Origin of the sequence: Chitinophaga sp. GbtcB8, from assembly GCF_019091455.1 — a bacterium.
GTDB lineage: Bacteria > Bacteroidota > Bacteroidia > Chitinophagales > Chitinophagaceae > Chitinophaga.
The window spans coordinates 63,220-82,178 of record NZ_JAGXJN010000023.1 but is presented as its reverse complement, the minus strand read 5'-3'; the positions used below and the strand labels follow the sequence as shown (position 1 = coordinate 82,178).

At 48.1% G+C, this 18,959-nt stretch carries 17 protein-coding genes; 10 read left to right on the top strand and 7 right to left on the bottom strand.

Annotated features, from left to right (window positions below; translation table 11 throughout):
* Positions 1–2 precede the first annotated feature (2 nt).
* From lpxA to KVT36_RS19495, 5 genes are all read left to right on the top strand, one after another.
* Positions 3–803, top strand: a complete 801-nt coding sequence (gene lpxA / locus KVT36_RS19515; protein ID WP_217605138.1) for an acyl-ACP--UDP-N-acetylglucosamine O-acyltransferase — start codon at positions 3–5, stop codon at positions 801–803.
* Entirely contained in the window at positions 787–1,404 is a 618-nt protein-coding gene (locus tag KVT36_RS19510) for an ATP-binding cassette domain-containing protein (RefSeq protein WP_217605137.1), read from the top strand. The genes lpxA and KVT36_RS19510 overlap by 17 nt, the downstream gene beginning before the upstream one ends.
* A gap of 120 nt (positions 1,405–1,524) precedes the next feature.
* The gene (locus tag KVT36_RS19505; protein WP_217605136.1) at positions 1,525–2,823 is read left to right on the top strand and encodes an MFS transporter; all 1,299 of its coding nucleotides are present in this window, start codon (positions 1,525–1,527) and stop codon (positions 2,821–2,823) included.
* 91 nt (positions 2,824–2,914) lie between these two features.
* The gene (locus tag KVT36_RS19500) at positions 2,915–3,754 is read left to right on the top strand and encodes an MBL fold metallo-hydrolase (RefSeq protein ID WP_217605135.1); all 840 of its coding nucleotides are present in this window, start codon (positions 2,915–2,917) and stop codon (positions 3,752–3,754) included.
* 71 nt (positions 3,755–3,825) lie between these two features.
* Complete coding sequence (locus KVT36_RS19495; protein WP_254640096.1) at positions 3,826–4,206, top strand: co-chaperone GroES family protein; 381 nt, start codon at positions 3,826–3,828, stop codon at positions 4,204–4,206.
* 71 nt (positions 4,207–4,277) lie between these two features.
* Here KVT36_RS19495 and KVT36_RS19490 read toward each other — a convergent pair whose 3' ends face one another.
* Together KVT36_RS19490 and KVT36_RS19485 are read right to left on the bottom strand one after the other, a co-directional pair.
* Positions 4,278–4,511 (bottom strand): helix-turn-helix transcriptional regulator, encoded by a 234-nt coding sequence (locus KVT36_RS19490; protein WP_089920275.1) that lies wholly within the window; start codon positions 4,509–4,511, stop codon positions 4,278–4,280.
* Between the two features lie 2 nt (positions 4,512–4,513).
* Complete coding sequence (locus KVT36_RS19485; protein WP_217605134.1) at positions 4,514–5,008, bottom strand: DUF2975 domain-containing protein; 495 nt, start codon at positions 5,006–5,008, stop codon at positions 4,514–4,516.
* Positions 5,009–5,193: 185 nt separating this feature from the next.
* On the opposite strand from KVT36_RS19485, the gene KVT36_RS19480 reads away from it, so the two are divergent.
* Both KVT36_RS19480 and KVT36_RS19475 read left to right on the top strand, forming a co-directional pair.
* On the top strand, positions 5,194–6,741 hold the full coding sequence (locus KVT36_RS19480; protein ID WP_217605133.1) for a helicase HerA-like domain-containing protein: 1,548 nt from the start codon (positions 5,194–5,196) through the stop codon (positions 6,739–6,741).
* A gap of 110 nt (positions 6,742–6,851) precedes the next feature.
* Positions 6,852–7,898 (top strand): Gfo/Idh/MocA family oxidoreductase, encoded by a 1,047-nt coding sequence (locus KVT36_RS19475; RefSeq protein WP_217605132.1) that lies wholly within the window; start codon positions 6,852–6,854, stop codon positions 7,896–7,898.
* A 39-nt stretch (positions 7,899–7,937) separates the two neighbouring features.
* Here the strand turns inward: KVT36_RS19475 and KVT36_RS33235 are convergent, their stop codons facing one another.
* Together KVT36_RS33235 and KVT36_RS19465 are read right to left on the bottom strand one after the other, a co-directional pair.
* Positions 7,938–9,839: an ATP-dependent DNA helicase RecQ gene (locus tag KVT36_RS33235; RefSeq protein ID WP_217605131.1), complete on the bottom strand. Its 1,902-nt coding sequence runs from the start codon at positions 9,837–9,839 to the stop codon at positions 7,938–7,940.
* 33 nt (positions 9,840–9,872) lie between these two features.
* On the bottom strand, positions 9,873–11,975 hold the full coding sequence (locus KVT36_RS19465; protein WP_217605130.1) for a cation-translocating P-type ATPase: 2,103 nt from the start codon (positions 11,973–11,975) through the stop codon (positions 9,873–9,875).
* Positions 11,976–12,187: 212 nt separating this feature from the next.
* Between KVT36_RS19465 and tsaE the strand changes: the two genes are divergently transcribed.
* Together tsaE and KVT36_RS19455 are read left to right on the top strand one after the other, a co-directional pair.
* The gene (gene tsaE, locus KVT36_RS19460; RefSeq protein ID WP_217605129.1) at positions 12,188–12,625 is read left to right on the top strand and encodes a tRNA (adenosine(37)-N6)-threonylcarbamoyltransferase complex ATPase subunit type 1 TsaE; all 438 of its coding nucleotides are present in this window, start codon (positions 12,188–12,190) and stop codon (positions 12,623–12,625) included.
* A 99-nt stretch (positions 12,626–12,724) separates the two neighbouring features.
* Positions 12,725–13,918 (top strand): alanine dehydrogenase, encoded by a 1,194-nt coding sequence (locus KVT36_RS19455; protein ID WP_368670033.1) that lies wholly within the window; start codon positions 12,725–12,727, stop codon positions 13,916–13,918.
* Positions 13,919–13,996: 78 nt separating this feature from the next.
* Here the strand turns inward: KVT36_RS19455 and KVT36_RS19450 are convergent, their stop codons facing one another.
* The 3 genes from KVT36_RS19450 to KVT36_RS19440 are packed head-to-tail and all read right to left on the bottom strand — an operon-like array spanning position 13,997 to position 16,015.
* Complete coding sequence (locus KVT36_RS19450; RefSeq protein WP_217605127.1) at positions 13,997–14,797, bottom strand: undecaprenyl-diphosphate phosphatase; 801 nt, start codon at positions 14,795–14,797, stop codon at positions 13,997–13,999.
* Positions 14,798–14,821: 24 nt separating this feature from the next.
* On the bottom strand, positions 14,822–15,091 hold the full coding sequence (locus KVT36_RS19445) for a DUF3098 domain-containing protein (protein WP_217605126.1): 270 nt from the start codon (positions 15,089–15,091) through the stop codon (positions 14,822–14,824).
* Between the two features lie 51 nt (positions 15,092–15,142).
* Positions 15,143–16,015, bottom strand: a complete 873-nt coding sequence (locus KVT36_RS19440; protein ID WP_217605125.1) for an ABC transporter permease — start codon at positions 16,013–16,015, stop codon at positions 15,143–15,145.
* A gap of 142 nt (positions 16,016–16,157) precedes the next feature.
* Here KVT36_RS19440 and leuS point away from each other — a divergent pair, with 142 nt between their 5' ends.
* Positions 16,158–18,923 carry a leucine--tRNA ligase gene (gene leuS / locus KVT36_RS19435; protein ID WP_217605124.1) on the top strand — a complete coding sequence of 922 codons (2,766 nt, stop codon included), beginning with the start codon at positions 16,158–16,160 and terminating at the stop codon, positions 18,921–18,923.
* The last annotated feature ends 36 nt before the right edge of the window (positions 18,924–18,959 follow it).

Here is an 18,959-nt window from a genome sequence, read left to right as displayed (position 1 = left end):
GCATGATCCACCCGCTTACGTACATTCATCCGGACGCCAAAGTTGCGCCTAATGTAAAAATTGATCCGTTCACCGTTATTCACAAAAACGTGGAGATCGGGGATGGCACCTGGATAGGTTCCAATGTTACCATTATGGAAGGCGCCCGCATCGGCAAGAACTGCCGCATATTCCCGGGCTCCGTTATATCCGCCATTCCGCAGGATCTGAAATTTGCAGGGGAGGACACCACGGTAGAAATAGGTGATAACACCACTATCCGTGAATTTGTGACCATTAACCGTGGTACCAAAGACCGGTGGAAAACCACCATTGGCAAAAACTGCCTGATCATGGCTTACTGCCATATCGCGCATGACTGTGAAGTTGGCAACAACTGCATTTTCTCTAATAATACTACCCTGGCAGGCCATATCACCGTAGGTGATTACGTGGTGCTGGCAGGGATGGTAGCCGTGCACCAGTTTTGCCAGATAGGACATCATGCCTTTGTAACCGGTGGTTCACTGGTGCGCAAGGATGTGCCGCCTTATGTAAAGGCAGCGCGCGAGCCTCTCTCCTACGTAGGTGTAAACTCAATAGGATTGAAACGCCGCGGTTTTTCCCTGGAAAAGATCAATCACATTCTGGATATTTACCGCGTAATATTTGTGAAAGGCTATAATGTATCAAAAGCCATCAGCATCATAGAAGCCGAATTTCCGGCTACGGACGAACGGGATGAGATCCTTTCCTTTATACGCGATTCCGGCCGGGGTGTGATGAAAGGTTATACCACCCGCAACAATGACGATATCGCTTAACCAGGCAGGCAAGCGCTTTAATTACGACTGGATCTTCCGTCGTATATCCTTTACATTCAGGGATAACGGGCGTTATGCAATCCTGGGGCCTAACGGATCAGGAAAATCTACTTTATTACAGGTTATCAGCGGTCACCTGCATCATAATGAAGGTACCGTTACTTATAGTATAGCGGAAAAGCCCATCGAAAACGATGCGTTTTTCCGCTATTGTGCTATTGCAGCACCCTATCTTGAGCTCATAGAAGAATTTACCCTGGCAGAGATCATACAATTCCATGTGCAGTTTAAAACGCTGCTGCCGGGTATCACCGACAAAGAAATAGCGGGCATGGTAGGCCTGGAAAAATCGATGGACAAACAGCTCCGTTATTTTTCATCCGGCATGAAACAGCGTATTAAGCTGGCACTGGCCATTTTTTCCGATGTGCCGGTGCTGCTGCTGGACGAGCCCTGTACCAACCTGGATGTTGCCGGCGTACAGCTGTACCAGCATTTAATTGAGCAATATTGCGGGCAGCGCATGCTGATCGTAAGCTCCAATGATGAACAGGAATATTATATGTGCCCGGAACGGATACAGATCGTAGACTACAAGTAAGAATTACGGATTGTCAATTACGAATGGGGTGGCATGTTGGGAAGATGAGCGTATTTGTAACTGGTAATTCATAATTTCCCTAAGTACTTTCATCACGCATTACATAATTCCTAATTACCCATGCAGACTGCCAGTAAAAAAGTGATCAACGGATGGGCCATGTATGACTGGGCCAATTCTGTTTATAACCTGGTGATCACCACCACCTTTTTCCCTATTTACTTTACAGAAGTTACCAAAGATCATTTTAAGAGCGAGATCATTCCCTTCTTTGGGATGAAGTTCGTAAACTCTGCGTTGTACGATTATGCATCTGCAGCAGCTTATTTGCTGATTGCGCTGCTGTCGCCCATACTGTCCTCTATTGCAGATACACGGGGCAATAAAAAGAACTTCCTGTTCAGCTTTACACTGCTGGGCAGCTTAGCCTGCAGTGCATTATTCCTGTTTTATGGCGATAATGTGGAGTATGGTACCATTTGCTTCTTACTGGCCACAGTAGGCTATTGCGGCGGCCTGGTATTTTATAATTCTTACTTACCGGAAATAGCTGCCCCGGAAGACCGTGACCGCATCAGTGCAAAAGGTTATGCGCTGGGGTATATTGGCAGCGTGATCTTACAGCTGGTGGGATTTGTGCTGGTAGCAGTACATCCTTTTGGATTAACGGGCGCTACACCGGTAAGGGTAACCTTCCTGTTAGTAGGCATCTGGTGGTTAGGTTTTGCGTTGTTTAGCCTCAGCCGCTTACCCGCATCCAAAGCCACTGTGCAAACACATTATGGCGGCGCTTTTAAAGAAGGTTTCTCTGAGCTGCGTAAAGTGTATGCACAGGTAAAGCTAATGCCCGTGTTAAAACGCTTTTTGCGCGGTTTCTTCTTTTACAGCATGGGCGTGCAAACCGTAATGCTGGCCGCCACGCTGTTTGGCAGCAAAGAGCTGAACCTGCCTTCCACCAACCTGATCATAGCTGTGGTAGTGATACAGCTGGTAGCAGTGCTGGGCGCCTGGGGCATGGCCAAACTTTCCGCCAAATTCGGCAACCTGCGTGTATTGATCGGCGTTATAGTGTTCTGGTTAGGTATTTGTATAGCCGGTTACCGTATGCAAACCGCTATGGACTTTTATATACTGGCTGTTGCAGTAGGTATTGTAATGGGCGGCGTGCAATCCCTGAGCCGCTCCACCTACGCCAAGCTAATGCCCGAAACAGAAGATACTACCTCCTTCTTCAGCTATTATGATGTAACGGAAAAGCTGGCCATTGTAGTAGGCATGTTCAGCTTTGGCTATATTGAAGAGCTTACCGGCAGCATGCGTAACTCTGTGCTGGCGCTGATGGTGTTCTTTGCCATTGGTTTAGGCTGGATCATATCTGCGTTGCTGAAGCAGCAGAAAGAATTAATAATGAAGAATTAAGAATTAATATATTGGTGTAGTAGGTGAAATAAGATTACTGCATTTAATGTACCTTCATTAGTGATGTACTGATATTAATTATTAATTATCCATGGAGCTTTACACAATAGATACAGGATTTTTTAAACTGGATGGCGGGGCCATGTTTGGTGTAGTACCTAAAAGCATCTGGCACAAGCTGAACCCCGCTGATGATAATAACATGTGTACCTGGGCCATGCGCTGCCTGCTTATTAAAGAAGGCAACCGGCTGATACTGGTAGACACCGGTATTGGCAATAAACAGGATGCAAAATTCTTCAGCTATTATTACCTGCATGGAAATGCCACGCTGGACAGCTCCCTGGCGGCACATGGCTTTCACCGGGACGATATCACCGATGTATTCCTGACGCATTTACACTTTGACCATTGCGGCGGCAGTATTATACGCGAAAGTGATAAGCTGGCACCAGCATTTAAAAATGCCGTTTACTGGAGTAATCCTGATCACTGGAAATGGGCTACTGAACCCAATGAGCGGGAAAAAGCATCTTTCCTGAAAGAAAATATTTTACCCATCCAGGAAAGCGGACAGCTGCAATTTATTGATCAGCAGGATGGCATTAAGTTCACTGAAAATATAGCAGTGCGTTTTGTACATGGCCATACAGATGCCATGATGCTGCCGCAGATCCGTTATAAAGACCAGACCCTCCTTTACATGGCAGACCTGCTGCCCTCTATAGGCCACCTGCCTATTCCCTATGTGATGGCGTATGACATGTTTCCCCTTACCACCCTGCAGGAAAAGAAAAGTTTTTTACAGGAAGCATTGGATAACAAGTACATCCTGTTCTTTGAGCACGATCCGAAAGTGGAGTGCTGCACGCTGCAGCAAACAGAACGCGGCATACGGGTGGAGAACATGTTTGCTTTGAAAGAGCTCTAGTGCCAGAATGGCACGCTCCCCCTCTCCTGCACGCAATTTGATATACCTTTGGTCTGAAAAGAGCAAATCAAATGGCTATACATCTCACACCCGATAATAAATTAAAGAAGCTGATCGTGGTAGGCGACCGCGTGCTGATTAAACCTTCCCAACCTAATGAACGCACAGACAGTGGGTTATACCTGCCGCCCGGCGTAGGAGAACGTGAAAAAGTGCAGCAGGGTTACGTGATCAAAACCGGCCCGGGTTACGCTATCCCGGTACCTGCAGAGGAAACGGAATCCTGGAAACCGGAAGAAGAAAAAGTAAAATATATTCCTTTACAGGCCAAAGAAGGCGATCTGGCCATTTTCCTGATCAGTGGCTCTACTGAAGTAGTGTACCAGGGCGATAAATTTTTTATAGTACCGCAAAGCGCAATCCTGATGCTGGAAAGGGAGGAAGATCTATAAATGTGCGAATGTGCAGATATGCAAATGTGCAAATTTTTTAATCATCAGCACATTTGCATATCTGCACATCTTCATATCAGTTTCCTTTCCGCCAGCTCCTTCTCACCCACATACTCCAATATATCTGCCGGCTGGCAGTGTAACACTTTACAGATCTCTTCCAGGGTAGAAAAACGGATGGCTTTTGCCTTACCGCTTTTCAGCACACTTAAATTGGCAATGGTAATGCCTACACGTTCGCTCAAAGCAGTGAGCGACATTTTACGTTTAGCCAGTATCACATCCAGGTTCACAACAATCGGCATAATTATATGGTTAGCTCCAGCTCCTGTTTATACGTAATTCCTTTTTTGTAGATGGCGGCCAGTACCAATACGCCCAGGCCAAGCAGGCAATAAGGCCAGTAATTCAGTAATCCATCCAGGAACATCATAACGCCCATGCCTCCCCCTGTTTCGCTACCGGCTATGAGCAACAATGCAAACAACAGGCTGGGAACAGGCGTCAGCAATAACAGATAGCCAATACGACGTATGTAATGCAGATTAAGATTGTCATACGTGTAACCTTTTAAGATCCGGAATATTGTTTTGTTAAGCAGTACCAGCATGTAGATCAGCCCTCCATAGTAAACGGATCTTAATAAAAGCATCAGCAATTCCGTCTTCAAAGAACCGGGGTTGCCGTGATGCGCATTGAACATAAAGAATGCAGGATATAAAAATAAAAGTATTACACCTGCAATAACAATATTCAGCGCCCAGAATAACATGCGAAGCATCATTATGTGGCTGTGTTTCATAGTAGATATTTTAAATTTTATGTTGATCTGATTTCATAATGAAGATAAAAGCCTTTTATCATTTAGCAAAATATTTTTATCGTTTTTCGATAAATAATATCCGATTAGGAATAATCACTATTATCTATCAACCAGTTATACTAACTGTAAAAAATTAAGCTATCTTCAACCAAATTTTATACACCATGGCAAATCAGGCAGCCTTCCTGGAAGCTATCAAAAACGGCTATACCTTTAAGGGAGAACATTTTAAACTGGGTTGCGCCATACTGGATGGCGAAGTAGTAGCTGGTGCAGATGTGAACCTTCCCCTGAAAACACTGAACAGGCACGGTTTAATTGCCGGGGCCACCGGTACCGGTAAAACCAAAACCTTGCAGATAATAGCAGAAGGTTTAAGTGATGCCAGCGTACCCGTGCTGCTGATGGATATAAAAGGTGACCTGAGCGGCATTGCAGCTGCCGGTGCCAACAATCCTAAAATTGAAGAACGTTATCAAAAAATAGGCGGCCAGTGGTCGCCGGCTGCATACCCTGCAGAATTACTCAGCCTGAGCCAGGAAAAAGGCGCCCGTTTACGCGCCACCGTTAGTGAGTTTGGTCCCGTATTATTATCCAAAATACTGGAGCTGAATGATACGCAGGCAGGCCTGGTAGGCATGATCTTTAAATACTGTGATGATAGTAAAATGCCCCTGCTGGACCTGAAAGATTTTAAAAAGGTGCTGCAGTACGTAGCTGCAGAAGGAAAGGCTGAGCTGGAAAAAGACTACGGGAAAATATCCACCACCTCTACCGGTACTATTTTACGTAAAGTAATTGAGCTGGAACAACAGGGCGCCGGTTTATTCTTTGGCGAAAAATCTTTTGAGGTGGATGATCTGCTGCGTATCAGCGATGATGGCCGCGGCATGATCTCCATTGTACGCGTATCCGATATCCAGGACCGGCCCAAACTCTTCTCCACCTTTATGCTTAGCCTGCTGGCAGAACTCTATGCCACCTTACCGGAAGAAGGTGATATGGATAAACCCAAGCTGGTAATGTTCATTGATGAGGCGCACCTCATTTTCCAGGAAGCCAGCGATGCGCTGTTGCAACAGATAGAAACCATTATTAAGCTCATTCGCTCAAAAGGGGTAGGCATCTTTTTCTGTACGCAAAATCCGATGGACGTACCACCTTCTGTGCTGGGCCAATTAGGCCTGAAAGTGCAGCATGCCCTGCGCGCCTTTACTGCCAACGACCGCAAGTCCATTAAACAAACAGCAGAGAACTATCCTTTATCTGACTTTTATAAAACCGATGAGCTGCTTACGCAGATCGGTATTGGTGAAGCGCTGATCACCTGCCTGAATGAAAAAGGCACCCCTACGCCGCTGGCTGCTACCATGCTAACCTCGCCCCGCTCCCGGATGGATGTGTTAACAGGCACAGAAATGGACAGCCTCGTAAGCGGCTCTAAGCTGGCTAAAAAATATAACCAGGAAATAGATAGCCAGAGCGCTTATGAAATACTAACTGCCAAGCTGGAAGAAGCAGCAGAAAAAACCGCGGCTGCTCCTGCCCCTAAAGCCGGCCGGCCCAAAGAAGAAAAGAGCGTGCTGGAAAGTATGCTGGATAGCCCGGTAGCCAGGCAGGTAGGCCGTACAGCAGCCAGCGTAATTACCCGCAGCCTGTTAGGCGCCCTGGGCTTAGGTGGCAAAAGTAAGAAAAAGGGCAGCTGGTTTTAAGACCGCCCGCCTGCTTTACCGGTACTTGTTTTTACAGCCCTGCCTTTATATCTTACGCAGCGAAAGCTGAAAAGCAATTTTGGTAACCATCGCTAAATAATAACTACCATATGGATAGGATCATTCAAACAGGCGTTTGCTCTTATGGCATGTCTGGAACAATATTCCACGTACCGTTTATACACGTGCACCCCGGATTTGAATTTGCTGCAGTAGTGGAAAGAAGTAAGAATTTAGCCCAGGAAAAATATCCTAACGTAAAAGTATACCGGAGTGTAGAAGATATGATCAAGGATCCCACCCTGGACCTGATTGTTGTGAACACGCCCAACTATACCCATTACCCATATACCAAAGCTGCGCTGGAAGCAGGCAAGAACGTAATTGTAGAAAAACCTTTTACCGTTACTTCTGCAGAAGGACAGGAGCTGATGGAGCTGGCCAAATCCAAAGGGCTGTTTTTAAGCGTATTCCATAACCGCCGTTATGATAGCGATTATAAGATCATTACAGAAGTAGTGCAGTCCGGCGTGTTAGGCGATATACAGGAAGCAGAAATCCATTATGACCGTTTCCGGGAAGAGCTCAGCTATAAAAAACACAAGGAAACTGCTAACCCCGGCACCGGTGCGTTATACGACCTGGGGGCGCACATTATAGACCAGGCTTTGTTGCTGTTTGGCATGCCTAAAAGTTTGTGGGCCGATATCCGCATTATCCGCAAAGAATCTGTAGTGGATGATTATTTTGAGCTGGTGTTCTATTATGACAACATGCGCGTAAGGCTGCATACCAGCTACCTGGTAAGGGAACCCATGCCCTCCTACCAGTTCCATGGCCGTTTAGGCTCTTTCATTAAAACCAAGGCAGATGTGCAGGAAGCGCAGCTGCAAAGAGGTTTGTTGCCTAACAGCCCGGGCTGGGGCGAAGAAGGCATTCATGAATGGGGGCTGCTGCATACGGAAAAAGATGGGAAAATTGTAAAACAGTTCCTGCCCTCTCCTGCCGGCAATTACCTGAACTATTACCAGGATGTGTATGATGCACTGGTGAATGGCGCCAAAAACCCGGTTCCTGCGGCTGACGGCTTGCGGATCATAAAAATTATTGAAGCGGCGTTCCAGAGCAGTAAAGAAAGAAAAGCAATAGATCTTTAATACTGAGATGATGTGGTGATGTGCCGGCATATCACCACATCATCTCATCTTCAATATTCCATCTTTATCACGGGTTACTTTTTCTTCTGATACCAGGAATTGTAACACGTCTAAGATCCGGTCTTCTTCTATACCGGGCAGCTGTTCCAGCAGCAGGGGCAGGTGCATAGGCAGCTGCAGCTGCTCCATAACTAATGCGGCTATACGCTCAAATTCAGTTTCGTTCAGGGGCTTGCGCTTACGGGCTGCGCATATATCGCAAATACCACACTCTTTACTTTCTTCTTCCCCAAAATAAGCTACCAGCGCTTGCGTACGGCAGGTTTGCCGGTTGCGCACATAGCGGAACATGGCGTGCAGCCTTTCTGTATAAGTACGTTTGCGCTCGGCTACACGCTCCATATTAATGCGCAGGTACTGCGCCTGCAAACGCTCCTGCAAAAAGCAAAGCTGCGGCTCATCTTTTTTAGGCCGGTAAAGGATAATACCGCGCTGGTGCAGCTGCTGCAGCTTTTCTGTTACCTGCGCTTCCTGCAGGCGTAAAATGCGGGCCAGCTGTTTTTCAAATACCCGTACCTCAATATCAAAAATACCTTCGTAGGTGCGTAACAATGCTTTTATAAGCGGATCCAGCGCGGGTTGCGTTTCCCCTACAGCATACAGCGTTTCCCGATCAGTAATGAACATGGCGCGGGAAGGCAGGTACACACTTTCACTCAGCTGCAAAATACCTTCCTGCTCCAGTATGCGCATAGCGCTGTAGGTGGTGGTAATATTTAGCTGGAAATGTTTTACAAATTCATTGATATCAAAATCAAAATAAAGGCCTTCTGCGCTGCCTACCGGCACCTGCAGGTAGTTCATAATACACTGGTAAATATGTTTTATTTCCGGCAGCGTAGGATATTGTTGTGCAATCCTTTCCTGCAGCTCATCCAGCTCCGGCTCGTTATATAACAGCACTGCATAGGCTTTCTGCTCATCACGGCCGGCACGGCCAGCCTCCTGGTAGTATGCTTCCAGGCTGTCCGGCATATCGTAGTGGATCACCAAACGTACATCAGGTTTGTCTATGCCCATTCCAAAAGCGTTGGTGCAAACCATTACACGCACTTCATTTTTGATCCAGGCTTCCTGCCGGGCCGTACGCTCTTCCGGCGGCAAACCGGCATGGTAGTGCGCGGCGGAAATGCCTTGTAAGTGCAGCAGGTCTGCCAGCTGGCGGGTACGTTTGCGGTTGCGGCAGTATACGATGGCGCAGCCGGGGACTTTGTCCAGTATATGTTTCAGCTTATGCCGCCGGCTTTCTTCTTCCAGCACGCTGTAAGAAAGGTTAGCCCGCGCAAAGCTTTTGGTGAATACTTTGGGCTGCTGCATCAGCAGCTGATCACAGATATCTGTTTGTACCCTGGGTGTGGCAGAAGCAGTAAGCGCCAGCACCGGTACTTTCGGGAAATAGCTGCGGATAGTGGCAATCTGTAAATAAGCCGGGCGAAAATCGTATCCCCATTGGGAAATACAATGCGCCTCATCCACTGCCAGCAGGTTCACCGGCATACCATCACAATACTCCAGGAAACGGCGGCCCTGCAACCTTTCCGGCGATACATACAGGAATTTATATTGCCCGCGCCGCGCATTTTCCAGCACCTGCTCCACCTCTTTATTGGTAAGCCCTGCATAAATAGCCACTGCTGAAATATCACGGCGCTGCAGGTTAGCCACCTGGTCGCGCATGAGGGCAATGAGCGGGGTAACTACCAGGCACACACCTTCCTGCAACAGGGCCGGCACCTGGAAGCAGATGGATTTACCACCGCCCGTAGGCATCAATGCCAGCGTGTCCTGCCCGGCTAATATGGATTGGATTATATCTTCCTGTAAAGGACGGAATTGGGCATAACCCCAGTATTGCTGTAATATGGAAGCAGGTGTGCTCACGGTTGCAAAGAAAGAGAAAAAAGGGGGAATACCTTACATGACCCGCTTATACCGCAACCTTACTGAATTTACCGCCAGCACGATGTCCGATACCGCCATTACCCCTGCGCCTACAATAGGGTTCAGGACGCCTAAAGCCGCTACCGGTATGGCCACTATGTTATAGGCAAAGGACCAGAAAAGGTTTTGCATAATGGTAAGATAAGTATGCCGGCCCAGGCCCAGTGCCAGCGGTAAAGCAGCCAGGCTGTCATTCAGCAGCACCACGTTAGCGCTTTGCATAGCCACATGCGTAGCATCGCTCAGGGAAATACCAATGGTAGCGCGGGCCAGTGCCGGCGCATCATTAATACCATCGCCCACCATGGCTACAGGCGCGGTTTGCATAAAGGCATCTATTTTTTGCAGTTTTTGTTCCGGGGTTTGTTCTGCATACACTTCTTCAATACCCACCTGCTGCGCCAGCTCCTGGCATTTGCGGGTGGTATCGCCGCTTAGCAGCACGGGTTGTAAACCTGCTTGTTTAAGCGCCTGTACGGCACGGGCGGCATCGGGTCTTAATTCATCTGTAAAATCGATCCAGCCGGCCAGCTGCCCGTTGCGGAGCAGGTAAATGTTATGACTGTCGTCCTGTGTGACTTGCTGCGCCATAATAAAAGAGCCCAGCTGCCACTGGTTACCTTCCTTATCCTGCGCCTGCATGCCGCGGCCTTTATACTCGCGCACCTGCTGCAATTGCACTTCGCCCAGGCCTTTCCACTGTGCGGTAACAGAGCGGGCAATGGGATGGGAGGAATACTTTTCCAGGCTGTATACTATTTTCTTAAAATCATCTTCCCCCATATCAAAAAAGCGGTAGCTGCTTAGCTGCAGCTTGCCGGTAGTAAGGGTGCCGGTTTTATCAAATACCACGTAACGTATGCTGCGAAAGGCTTCCAGCGTTTGGGCGCCTTTAATGAGTATGCCATTTTTGGCAGCGCGGCCCAGGCCTACCATTACTGCAGCGGGCGTAGCCAGGCCCATAGCGCAGGGACAGGCTATTACCAGCACGGCTATACTCCGCATCATGGCATTTACAACAGTGGTATGGCCTATCAGCCACCAGCCCAGGAAAGTGAACAGCGCAATACCTAATACCAGCGGCACAAAGATGGCGCTGATACGGTCTGCCAGCCGTTGCATGGGCGGCTTGGTACCCTGCGCCTGTTTTACCAGCTCTATAATATAGGAAAGTACTGTATCCTTACCGGTGGCAGTTACAAACATTTTCAGCGTACCATCTTCCAGGATGGTGCCGCCAATCACCTTTTCTTTTTCATTACGGTTTACCGGTGTGCTTTCCCCGGTGATCATGGATTCATTGATGGTGCCGCCGCCCCAGTAAATGGTGCCATCCATGGGTATCTTATCACCGCTGTTCACCAGCACCCGGTCGCCGGGGCGCAGGGTTTGGTTATCTACTTCGCGGATATGTTCATGCCCGTGACTATCATCTATCAGGCGGGCCATAGTTACCTGCATTTTTGCAAGGGCGGTAATCGCGGTGGTGGTTTGCTTTACAGATCTTTCTTCCAGCAAATTACCCAGGAATACCAGGGTAATAATGGCAGCAGCTGTTTCATAGAACATATAATCCGGCCCCAGGTGCTGCAGGGTACCGGCCAGGCTGTAACCATAAGCAGCAGTAGCGCCCAGGGTTATCAGCACATCCATATTAGCCATGCCATTGGTAAGGGAGCGCCAGGCGCTGCGGCCAAAATGCCACATGCCTACGAGATATACGGGGGTAGCCAATACCAGCTGCACCCAAGGGTTATGCAGCCAGGCCCAGCTTACCCACATGTGTAATAATAAAGGGGCGGTGAATACCAGGCAGGTAAAGAATTTGAACCGGAGTGTTTTAAAAAAAGCGTTCTCAGGGGCCTGCTCATTGGGCATCACTACCTGGTAACCCAGGTCATTAATGCCTTTCAGCACTATTTTGGGATCGTCCTGGCCCGGCATATTAAAGCTCACATCTTCGGTGGCAAAGCTCACCTGCACGTCCTGCATGCCTTTATTTTCAAGGTATTTGGATACCGTTAGCGCACAACTGGTACAATTCATCCCTTTTACCTTGCAACTGATCGTTTCCATGTTGTTCTGTTAATGGTCAATAAACCGCTCTCAACAAAATTAGAAACTGTGGTGGTTTGGTGGTAAAATATTAATGCAACGGAAATGCAAAAGCAATGTGCGTAATGTGCTAATATGCTAATGTGCTGGTGAGTATGGTAAAATGCGATCCTCAACAAATACCGGCACATTAGCATATTGGCATATTAGCACATTTAAAACTAATTTTGATTATGGAATGGATCTTCACTGAAGCCCAGCTACCGGATACTGCCCGGGATTTTTGGGCGCATTTTAGCAGCCCGCGGGTATTTACCCTGAATGGGCAAATGGGCGCCGGCAAAACCACTTTTATTAAAGCGCTCTGCGCCGCCAAAGGCGTGGAGGATGCTACGGCCAGTCCTACCTTTGCCATCATTAACCAGTATGAATATCATAACGGGCAAAACCAGGCGTTTACCATTTACCACCTGGACCTATACCGCCTGCGGGATGAAGATGAAGCCATTGCCGCCGGCATAGAAGATACGCTGTACCAGCCGGATGCCGTGTGTTTTGTAGAATGGCCCGGCATTGTAACCCGCCTGCTGCCGCCGGATAGCGTGCACCTGCAGCTGGAAGTATTGCCTGATCAGCGCCGCCGCCTTTCCGTGTTATTAAAAGCGCAATAACACTAATGAAAGGGCAATCTTTAAATAGCTTATCTTTGAAATCTCGTAATTTCACCGAACAATTTTGACACGAATATGGAGCAAAGGCAAAAACCTGTTGTGAGTGCTGGCTTTACTTATTCACCAATGGAGGAAACGCTGGATATCCCGCAGAAAAATTCCCGTTTATTCATTGGTATTCCCAAAGAAACCTCTTTCCAGGAAAACCGGATTGCCTTAACGCCGGATGCAGTAAGCATCCTGGCCAGCAACGGGCACCATATAGTGGTGGAACACAAAGCCGGCGACGGATCGCACTACTACGATACCGATTACTCAGAAGCAGGCGCTGAAATTGTGTACGATAAAAAAGAAGTATATAAGGCGGAGATCATTGTAAAATCCGCCCCGCTGAACGATGAAGAAATTGAACTGCTGCACCCGCACCAGATCGTAATATCGCCCATACACCTGGCTGCCCTCAAAGCCCCGCAGGTAGAGAAGATGATGGAGAAACGCATTACCCTGCTTTCTTTTGAGAACCTGAAAGACGATGCAGGCACCTACCCTATTGTACGGGCCATGAGTGAAATAGCTGGGGGCGCAGTAATGCTTATAGCCGGCCAGTACCTCAGCAACGGCAATAAGGGCAAAGGTATTTTGCTGGGCGGCGTTACCGGCATTCCCCCTACCAAAGTAGTGATCATTGGCGCCGGCATTGTAGGCGAATTTGCCGCCCGTACCGCACTGGCGCTGGGCTCCTCCGTAAAAGTATTTGACAATAATATCTATAAGCTGAAACGCCTGCAGAATAACATAGGCGTCCGGGTATTTACCTCTGTGGTACAACCCAAAGTGCTGGCAGAGCAGCTGCGTAATGCAGATGTAGCTGTGGGCGCCCTCTCTTCCCAGAGCGGCCGTACCCCTATAGTGGTTTCAGAGGCAATGGTAAGTAATATGAAAGCCGGTTCTGTGATCGTGGATGTAAGCATAGACCGTGGCGGCTGTTTTGAAACTTCCGAGATCACCAGCCATGAAAACCCGGTGTTTAAGAAGTATGATGTGATCCATTACTGCGTGCCCAACATCCCCTCCGGGTTTGCCCGCACTGCCTCAGAAGCCATCAGTAATGTGCTGATGCCCTTACTCCTGGAAGCCGCAGACGATGGCGGTTTTGAGAACCTGGTATGGATAAAGCGGGGCGTGCGCAATGGTATTTACCTGTACAAAGGCGCGCTTACCAACTACCACCTGAGCGAGAAATTCAAATTAAAATATACGGACCTGGAGCTGCTGCTGGCCGTGAAAGGATAATACCAATGTGCCAATAAAAAAAGTCCGGATCAATGATCCGGACTTTTTATTTATCTGAGTAGTGCACACATCTGCACATTACACCGTTAGCTTATACCCCATTGCAATGGCTATCAGGATGGCAATACCTACCAGGATGCGGTAATAACCCCACATTTTAAACCCGTATTTCTTCAGGGAATCAATAAAGAATTTAATAGCCAGCATGGCTACCACAAACGCTACTACGTTGCCTATCAGCAGCAGCTTCAAGTTTTCGGGGTGTCCTATGATCAGCTCCCGGCCTTTTAGCAGCTTATAACCGGTAGCAGCCGCCATAGTGGGCACTGCTAAAAAGAATGAAAATTCAGCGGCCACATTACGGGTAAGCTTTTGCTGCATACCGCCAATAATGGTGGCTGCGCTGCGGCTTACGCCCGGTATCATAGCTATACATTGCCAGAAACCAATACGTAGGGCCTTAAAAATATTCATCTTGTCGTCAGAATCTATCTCCGGATGCAGGAACCAGTTATCTACAAATAATAACACCACACCACCCAGCAGCAGGGTAATACCTACTACCAGCGGGCTTTCCAGCAGAGCGTCTATTTTATCGCTGAACAGGTAACCTATGATCAGGGCCGGTATTACGGCTATGATCAGCTTCACATAAAAGTTCAGGCGGTTCTTGTCAAACACCAGGAACTTTTTCCAGTACAGCACCACTACGGCCAATATAGCGCCCAGTTGAATGCATACCTCAAACAGCTTGGTAAATTCGTCTTTGTTAATACCCAGCAATGCGCTGGTAATGATCATATGGCCGGTGGAGGAAACCGGTAAAAATTCCGTTAATCCCTCTACGATGGCTATTATAATAGCTTCAAATGGTGTCATTCTCGATGGCTGGTGGGTCTACAATCAGGCTTTGGGTTTGCGCATAATAGCATATACTTCTACCAGCAGGCCCAGTACAATTACAATAGGCGCCAGGGTTATTCTGCGAAAGCTGTATACTTCCTCCGGTTTAAAGGTGTTGGGATCGCCGCTGGCGCCTCCCATCATCAGCAAAAAGCCTATAACAATCACGGCCAGGCCGGCAATCATGATCTTAAAATTGTCTTTGGCAAACAACGGGCGGCTTTCAATAATTACTTTTTCTGCCGGCGCCGTTTTAATTTCTTTAGCCATATAGCGTGTAAATTAGAATTATCTGATTATAAATTTTTTTGCTGTTAGCTGTTAGTACAGGTCATCCAGCTTTAAGCGCAAATACTTCATCACAGAACGGTGCGTACTTACCAAAGAGATACAGATACCGATCAGGATCATTCCCAGGAACAATACTGCGATCATGAAATAATCCCGCAGGCCACTGAGCTCCGGCAACCACTGGTCAGCAAAATACAGCAGCCCTATTAAGGCTATAATGGCCAATATGGCGCTTAATGCGCCATTGATGATGCTGCGTATATCAAAAGGTTTGGCAATAAAACCGCGGGTGGCGCCTACCATTTGCATGGTTTTGATCAGGAAACGGTTGCTGAACATGGCCAGGCGGATGGTATTATCGATCAGTACGATCACCACCAGGGCCAGTAAAGCGCTGATAGCCAGCACCACAATGCCTATTTTACGCACGTTCTCGTTCAACCGGTCTACCAGTAAGCGCTGGTAAGATATTTCCCGTACAACACTCTGCTGGGTAAGATTTTTTTCTATGATCCGCAAACTGTCTGCATTTACATAGCGGGCATTAGCCTTAATATTAATGCTCGCATACAAAGGGTTATATTGCAGCAGGTTAATGAAATCTTCACCAAACTCTTTTTTGAACCGGGTGGCCGCCATATCCTTTGACACATACTCAATGGATTTCACGTAAGGCCGGGCAGCAATGGAATCGCGCAGGGCCTGGGCCTGGTCTTCCCGGACATTATCCCGTAAGATCACCTGGATCTCAATGCTTTCCTTGAAGTAGGCACTCAGCCGGTTGGCGTGGATAATGATCAGACCCAACGTTCCCAGCAGGAACAATACCAGGGCTACTCCAATAATGGAGTATAAGTAGGAAGGTTTGGATCTCTTTGCTGATGATTTTCCCGGTTGCGCCATTAAACCTAGAGTTTATCGGCGAAAATAATAAAAATTGGGACTTATGTTTAATTTTGCCAATCCTAAAAGACAATTTTAACAATGTAACAATTTTGCAGTAACACATTGGTTATACGCTTTTATTGTTATATAGCTTTTTTATATGGAATACAACTACAGGGATATAGAGAAAAAATGGCAGGAGCACTGGAAGCAAACCAAGGCTTACCAGGTAAGTAATGACAGCTCCAAACCCAAATGTTATGTACTGGATATGTTCCCCTACCCTTCCGGCGCGGGCCTTCACGTTGGGCACCCGCTGGGTTACATTGCATCTGACATTTATGCCCGTTACAAAAGATTAAAAGGATTTAACGTGCTGCACCCCATGGGCTACGATGCCTTTGGCCTGCCGGCAGAGCAGTATGCGCTGGAAACCGGGCAGCACCCCTCCGTTACCACCGAGCAGAATATTAAGGCTTTCCGGGAGCAGCTGGACCATATCGGTTTTTGTTTTGACTGGGACCGGGAGTTCCGTACCTCCGACCCGGGTTATTATAAATGGACGCAATGGATCTTTCTGCAGCTGTTTGATAGCTGGCTGAACCGGGCTACCCAAAAGGCAGAACGCATCAGCACCCTTACCGCCCTCTTTGAAAAAGAAGGGAATGCGGCCAATGAATGCCCCGGCGACCGCACGCTGCGCTTTACGGCAGCAGAATGGAAAAGTTTTGATGAAGTGCGCCAGCGGGAAATTTTAATGCACTACCGCCTGGCTTACCTGGCCTTTGCAGAGGTGAACTGGTGCCCGGCCCTGGGTACCGTGCTGGCTAATGATGAAGTAGTGAACGGCGTAAGTGAGCGTGGTGGCCACCCCGTTATCAAAAAGAAAATGCGGCAATGGTTCCTGCGCATTACAGAATATGCTAACCGCCTGCTGGAAGGCCTGGAGCAGGTGGACTACAGCGATGCCCTGCGGGAAATGCAGCGGAACTGGATAGGAAAGAGCCAGGGTGCAGAGATCCGTTTTGATGTAAAAGACACTGATCAGCAAATTACCGTATACACCACCCGCCCGGATACCATTTTTGGCGTGGACTTTATGGTGCTGGCGCCGGAGCATGACCTGGTGAACCGTATTACCACACCGGATCAAAAAGCGGCGGTAGAAAAATACCTGGATTATGTGCAAAGCCGCTCTGAGCGGGAACGCCTGGCAGAGGTAAAACAAATTACCGGCTGCTTTACCGGCGCGTATGCGCTAAACCCGTTTAACGGGCAGCCCATACCCGTATGGATCTCCGAATACGTGCTGGCCGGTTACGGCACCGGCGCTATTATGGCGGTGCCCTGCGGTGATCAGCGCGATTTCCTGTTTGCCAAACACTTTAACATTCACATCACCAATATTATTGGCGATGCCTTTAACGGGCAGGAAGCCAATCCCACCAAGGATGCTGTTTTGCAAAACAGTGATTTCCTGGACGGCATGGTCATGAAACCCGCTATGGATGCAGCTGCTGCCAAAATAGAGGAAATGGGCATTGGCAAAAGGCAGATCAATTACAAAATGCGGGATGCCGGTTTTAGCCGCCAGCGCTACTGGGGCGAACCATTCCCGATTGTTTATAAAGAAGGTATAGCCTATCCCGTAGCAGAAAATGAGCTGCCGGTAGAGCTGCCCCATGTAGAACATTACAAACAGGGCGAAGATGGCGAAGGCCCGCTGGCCAACGTAACCGATTGGGTGAACGTGGCCCCCGGCATACGGCGGGAAACCAATACCATGCCCGGTTATGCCGGCAGCAGCTGGTATTTTCTGCGTTATGCCGACCCACACAACACTACGGCTTTTGCTGACCGCAAAGCAGTAGATTACTGGAACCAGGTGGATGTTTATGTAGGCGGTGCAGAACATGCCGTAGGCCACCTGCTGTACTCCCGTATGTGGACAAAAGCCCTGTATGACCTGGGTTATATTGGGTTTGATGAGCCTTATAAAAAGATCATTAACCAGGGTATGATAGGCGGCAGCTCCCGCCTGGTGTACCGGGTACGCGGCACCAACACCTTTGTATCCCATGGTCTGAAAGACCAGTATGAAACAGACCCGCTGCATGTGGATGTAAATATTGTAGACGGCACCGAGCTGGATACTGCTGCTTTCCGCCAGTGGAAACCGGATTACCGCGATGCAGAATTTATACTGGAAGACGGTAAATACATTTGCGGCGCCCTGCTGGAAAAAATGAGCAAGCGTTTATTCAACACCGTTAACCCCAAAGATGTGGTGGATAAATACGGTGCAGATACTTACCGCATGTACGAAATGTTCCTGGGGCCCATTGAACAGTCCAAACCCTGGGAAACCAAGGGAATTGAAGGGGTGCACCGCTTTTTGAAAAAGCTGTGGCGCCTGTATGTGGATGAGAACAAAGGGCTGATCGTGAAAGACGCACCGGCTACGCCTGAGGAGCTGAAGATATTGCACAAAACCATTCAGAAGATTGATGGGGATACCAGCAACTTTTCTTATAACACTGCTGTAAGCCAGTTCATGATCTGCATAAATGAGCTGTCGTCCCTGAAGTGTAATAAACGCAGCATACTGGAACCCTTGCTGGTATTACTTTGCCCCTATGCGCCGCATGTGAGCGCAGAGCTGTGGCAGCTGCTGGGCAATACCTCCGGCATACTGGAAGCTGCTTACCCGGTGTTTGAAGAACAGTATGTAAAGGAAAGCGCGTTCACCTATCCCATAGCTGTAAACGGTAAAACCCGTACAGAGATGGGTTTTGCGCTGGATGCGGATACTGTTATTATTGAACAGGAAGTGCTGGCGAATGAAGTAGTGCAGCGCTGGATGGAAGGTAAACCCTTGAAGAAGGTAGTGATCGTAAAAGGAAGAATGATCAACGTAGTTGTATAATTCAATGTGTGCCACATCTTAAAGGTGTGGCACACT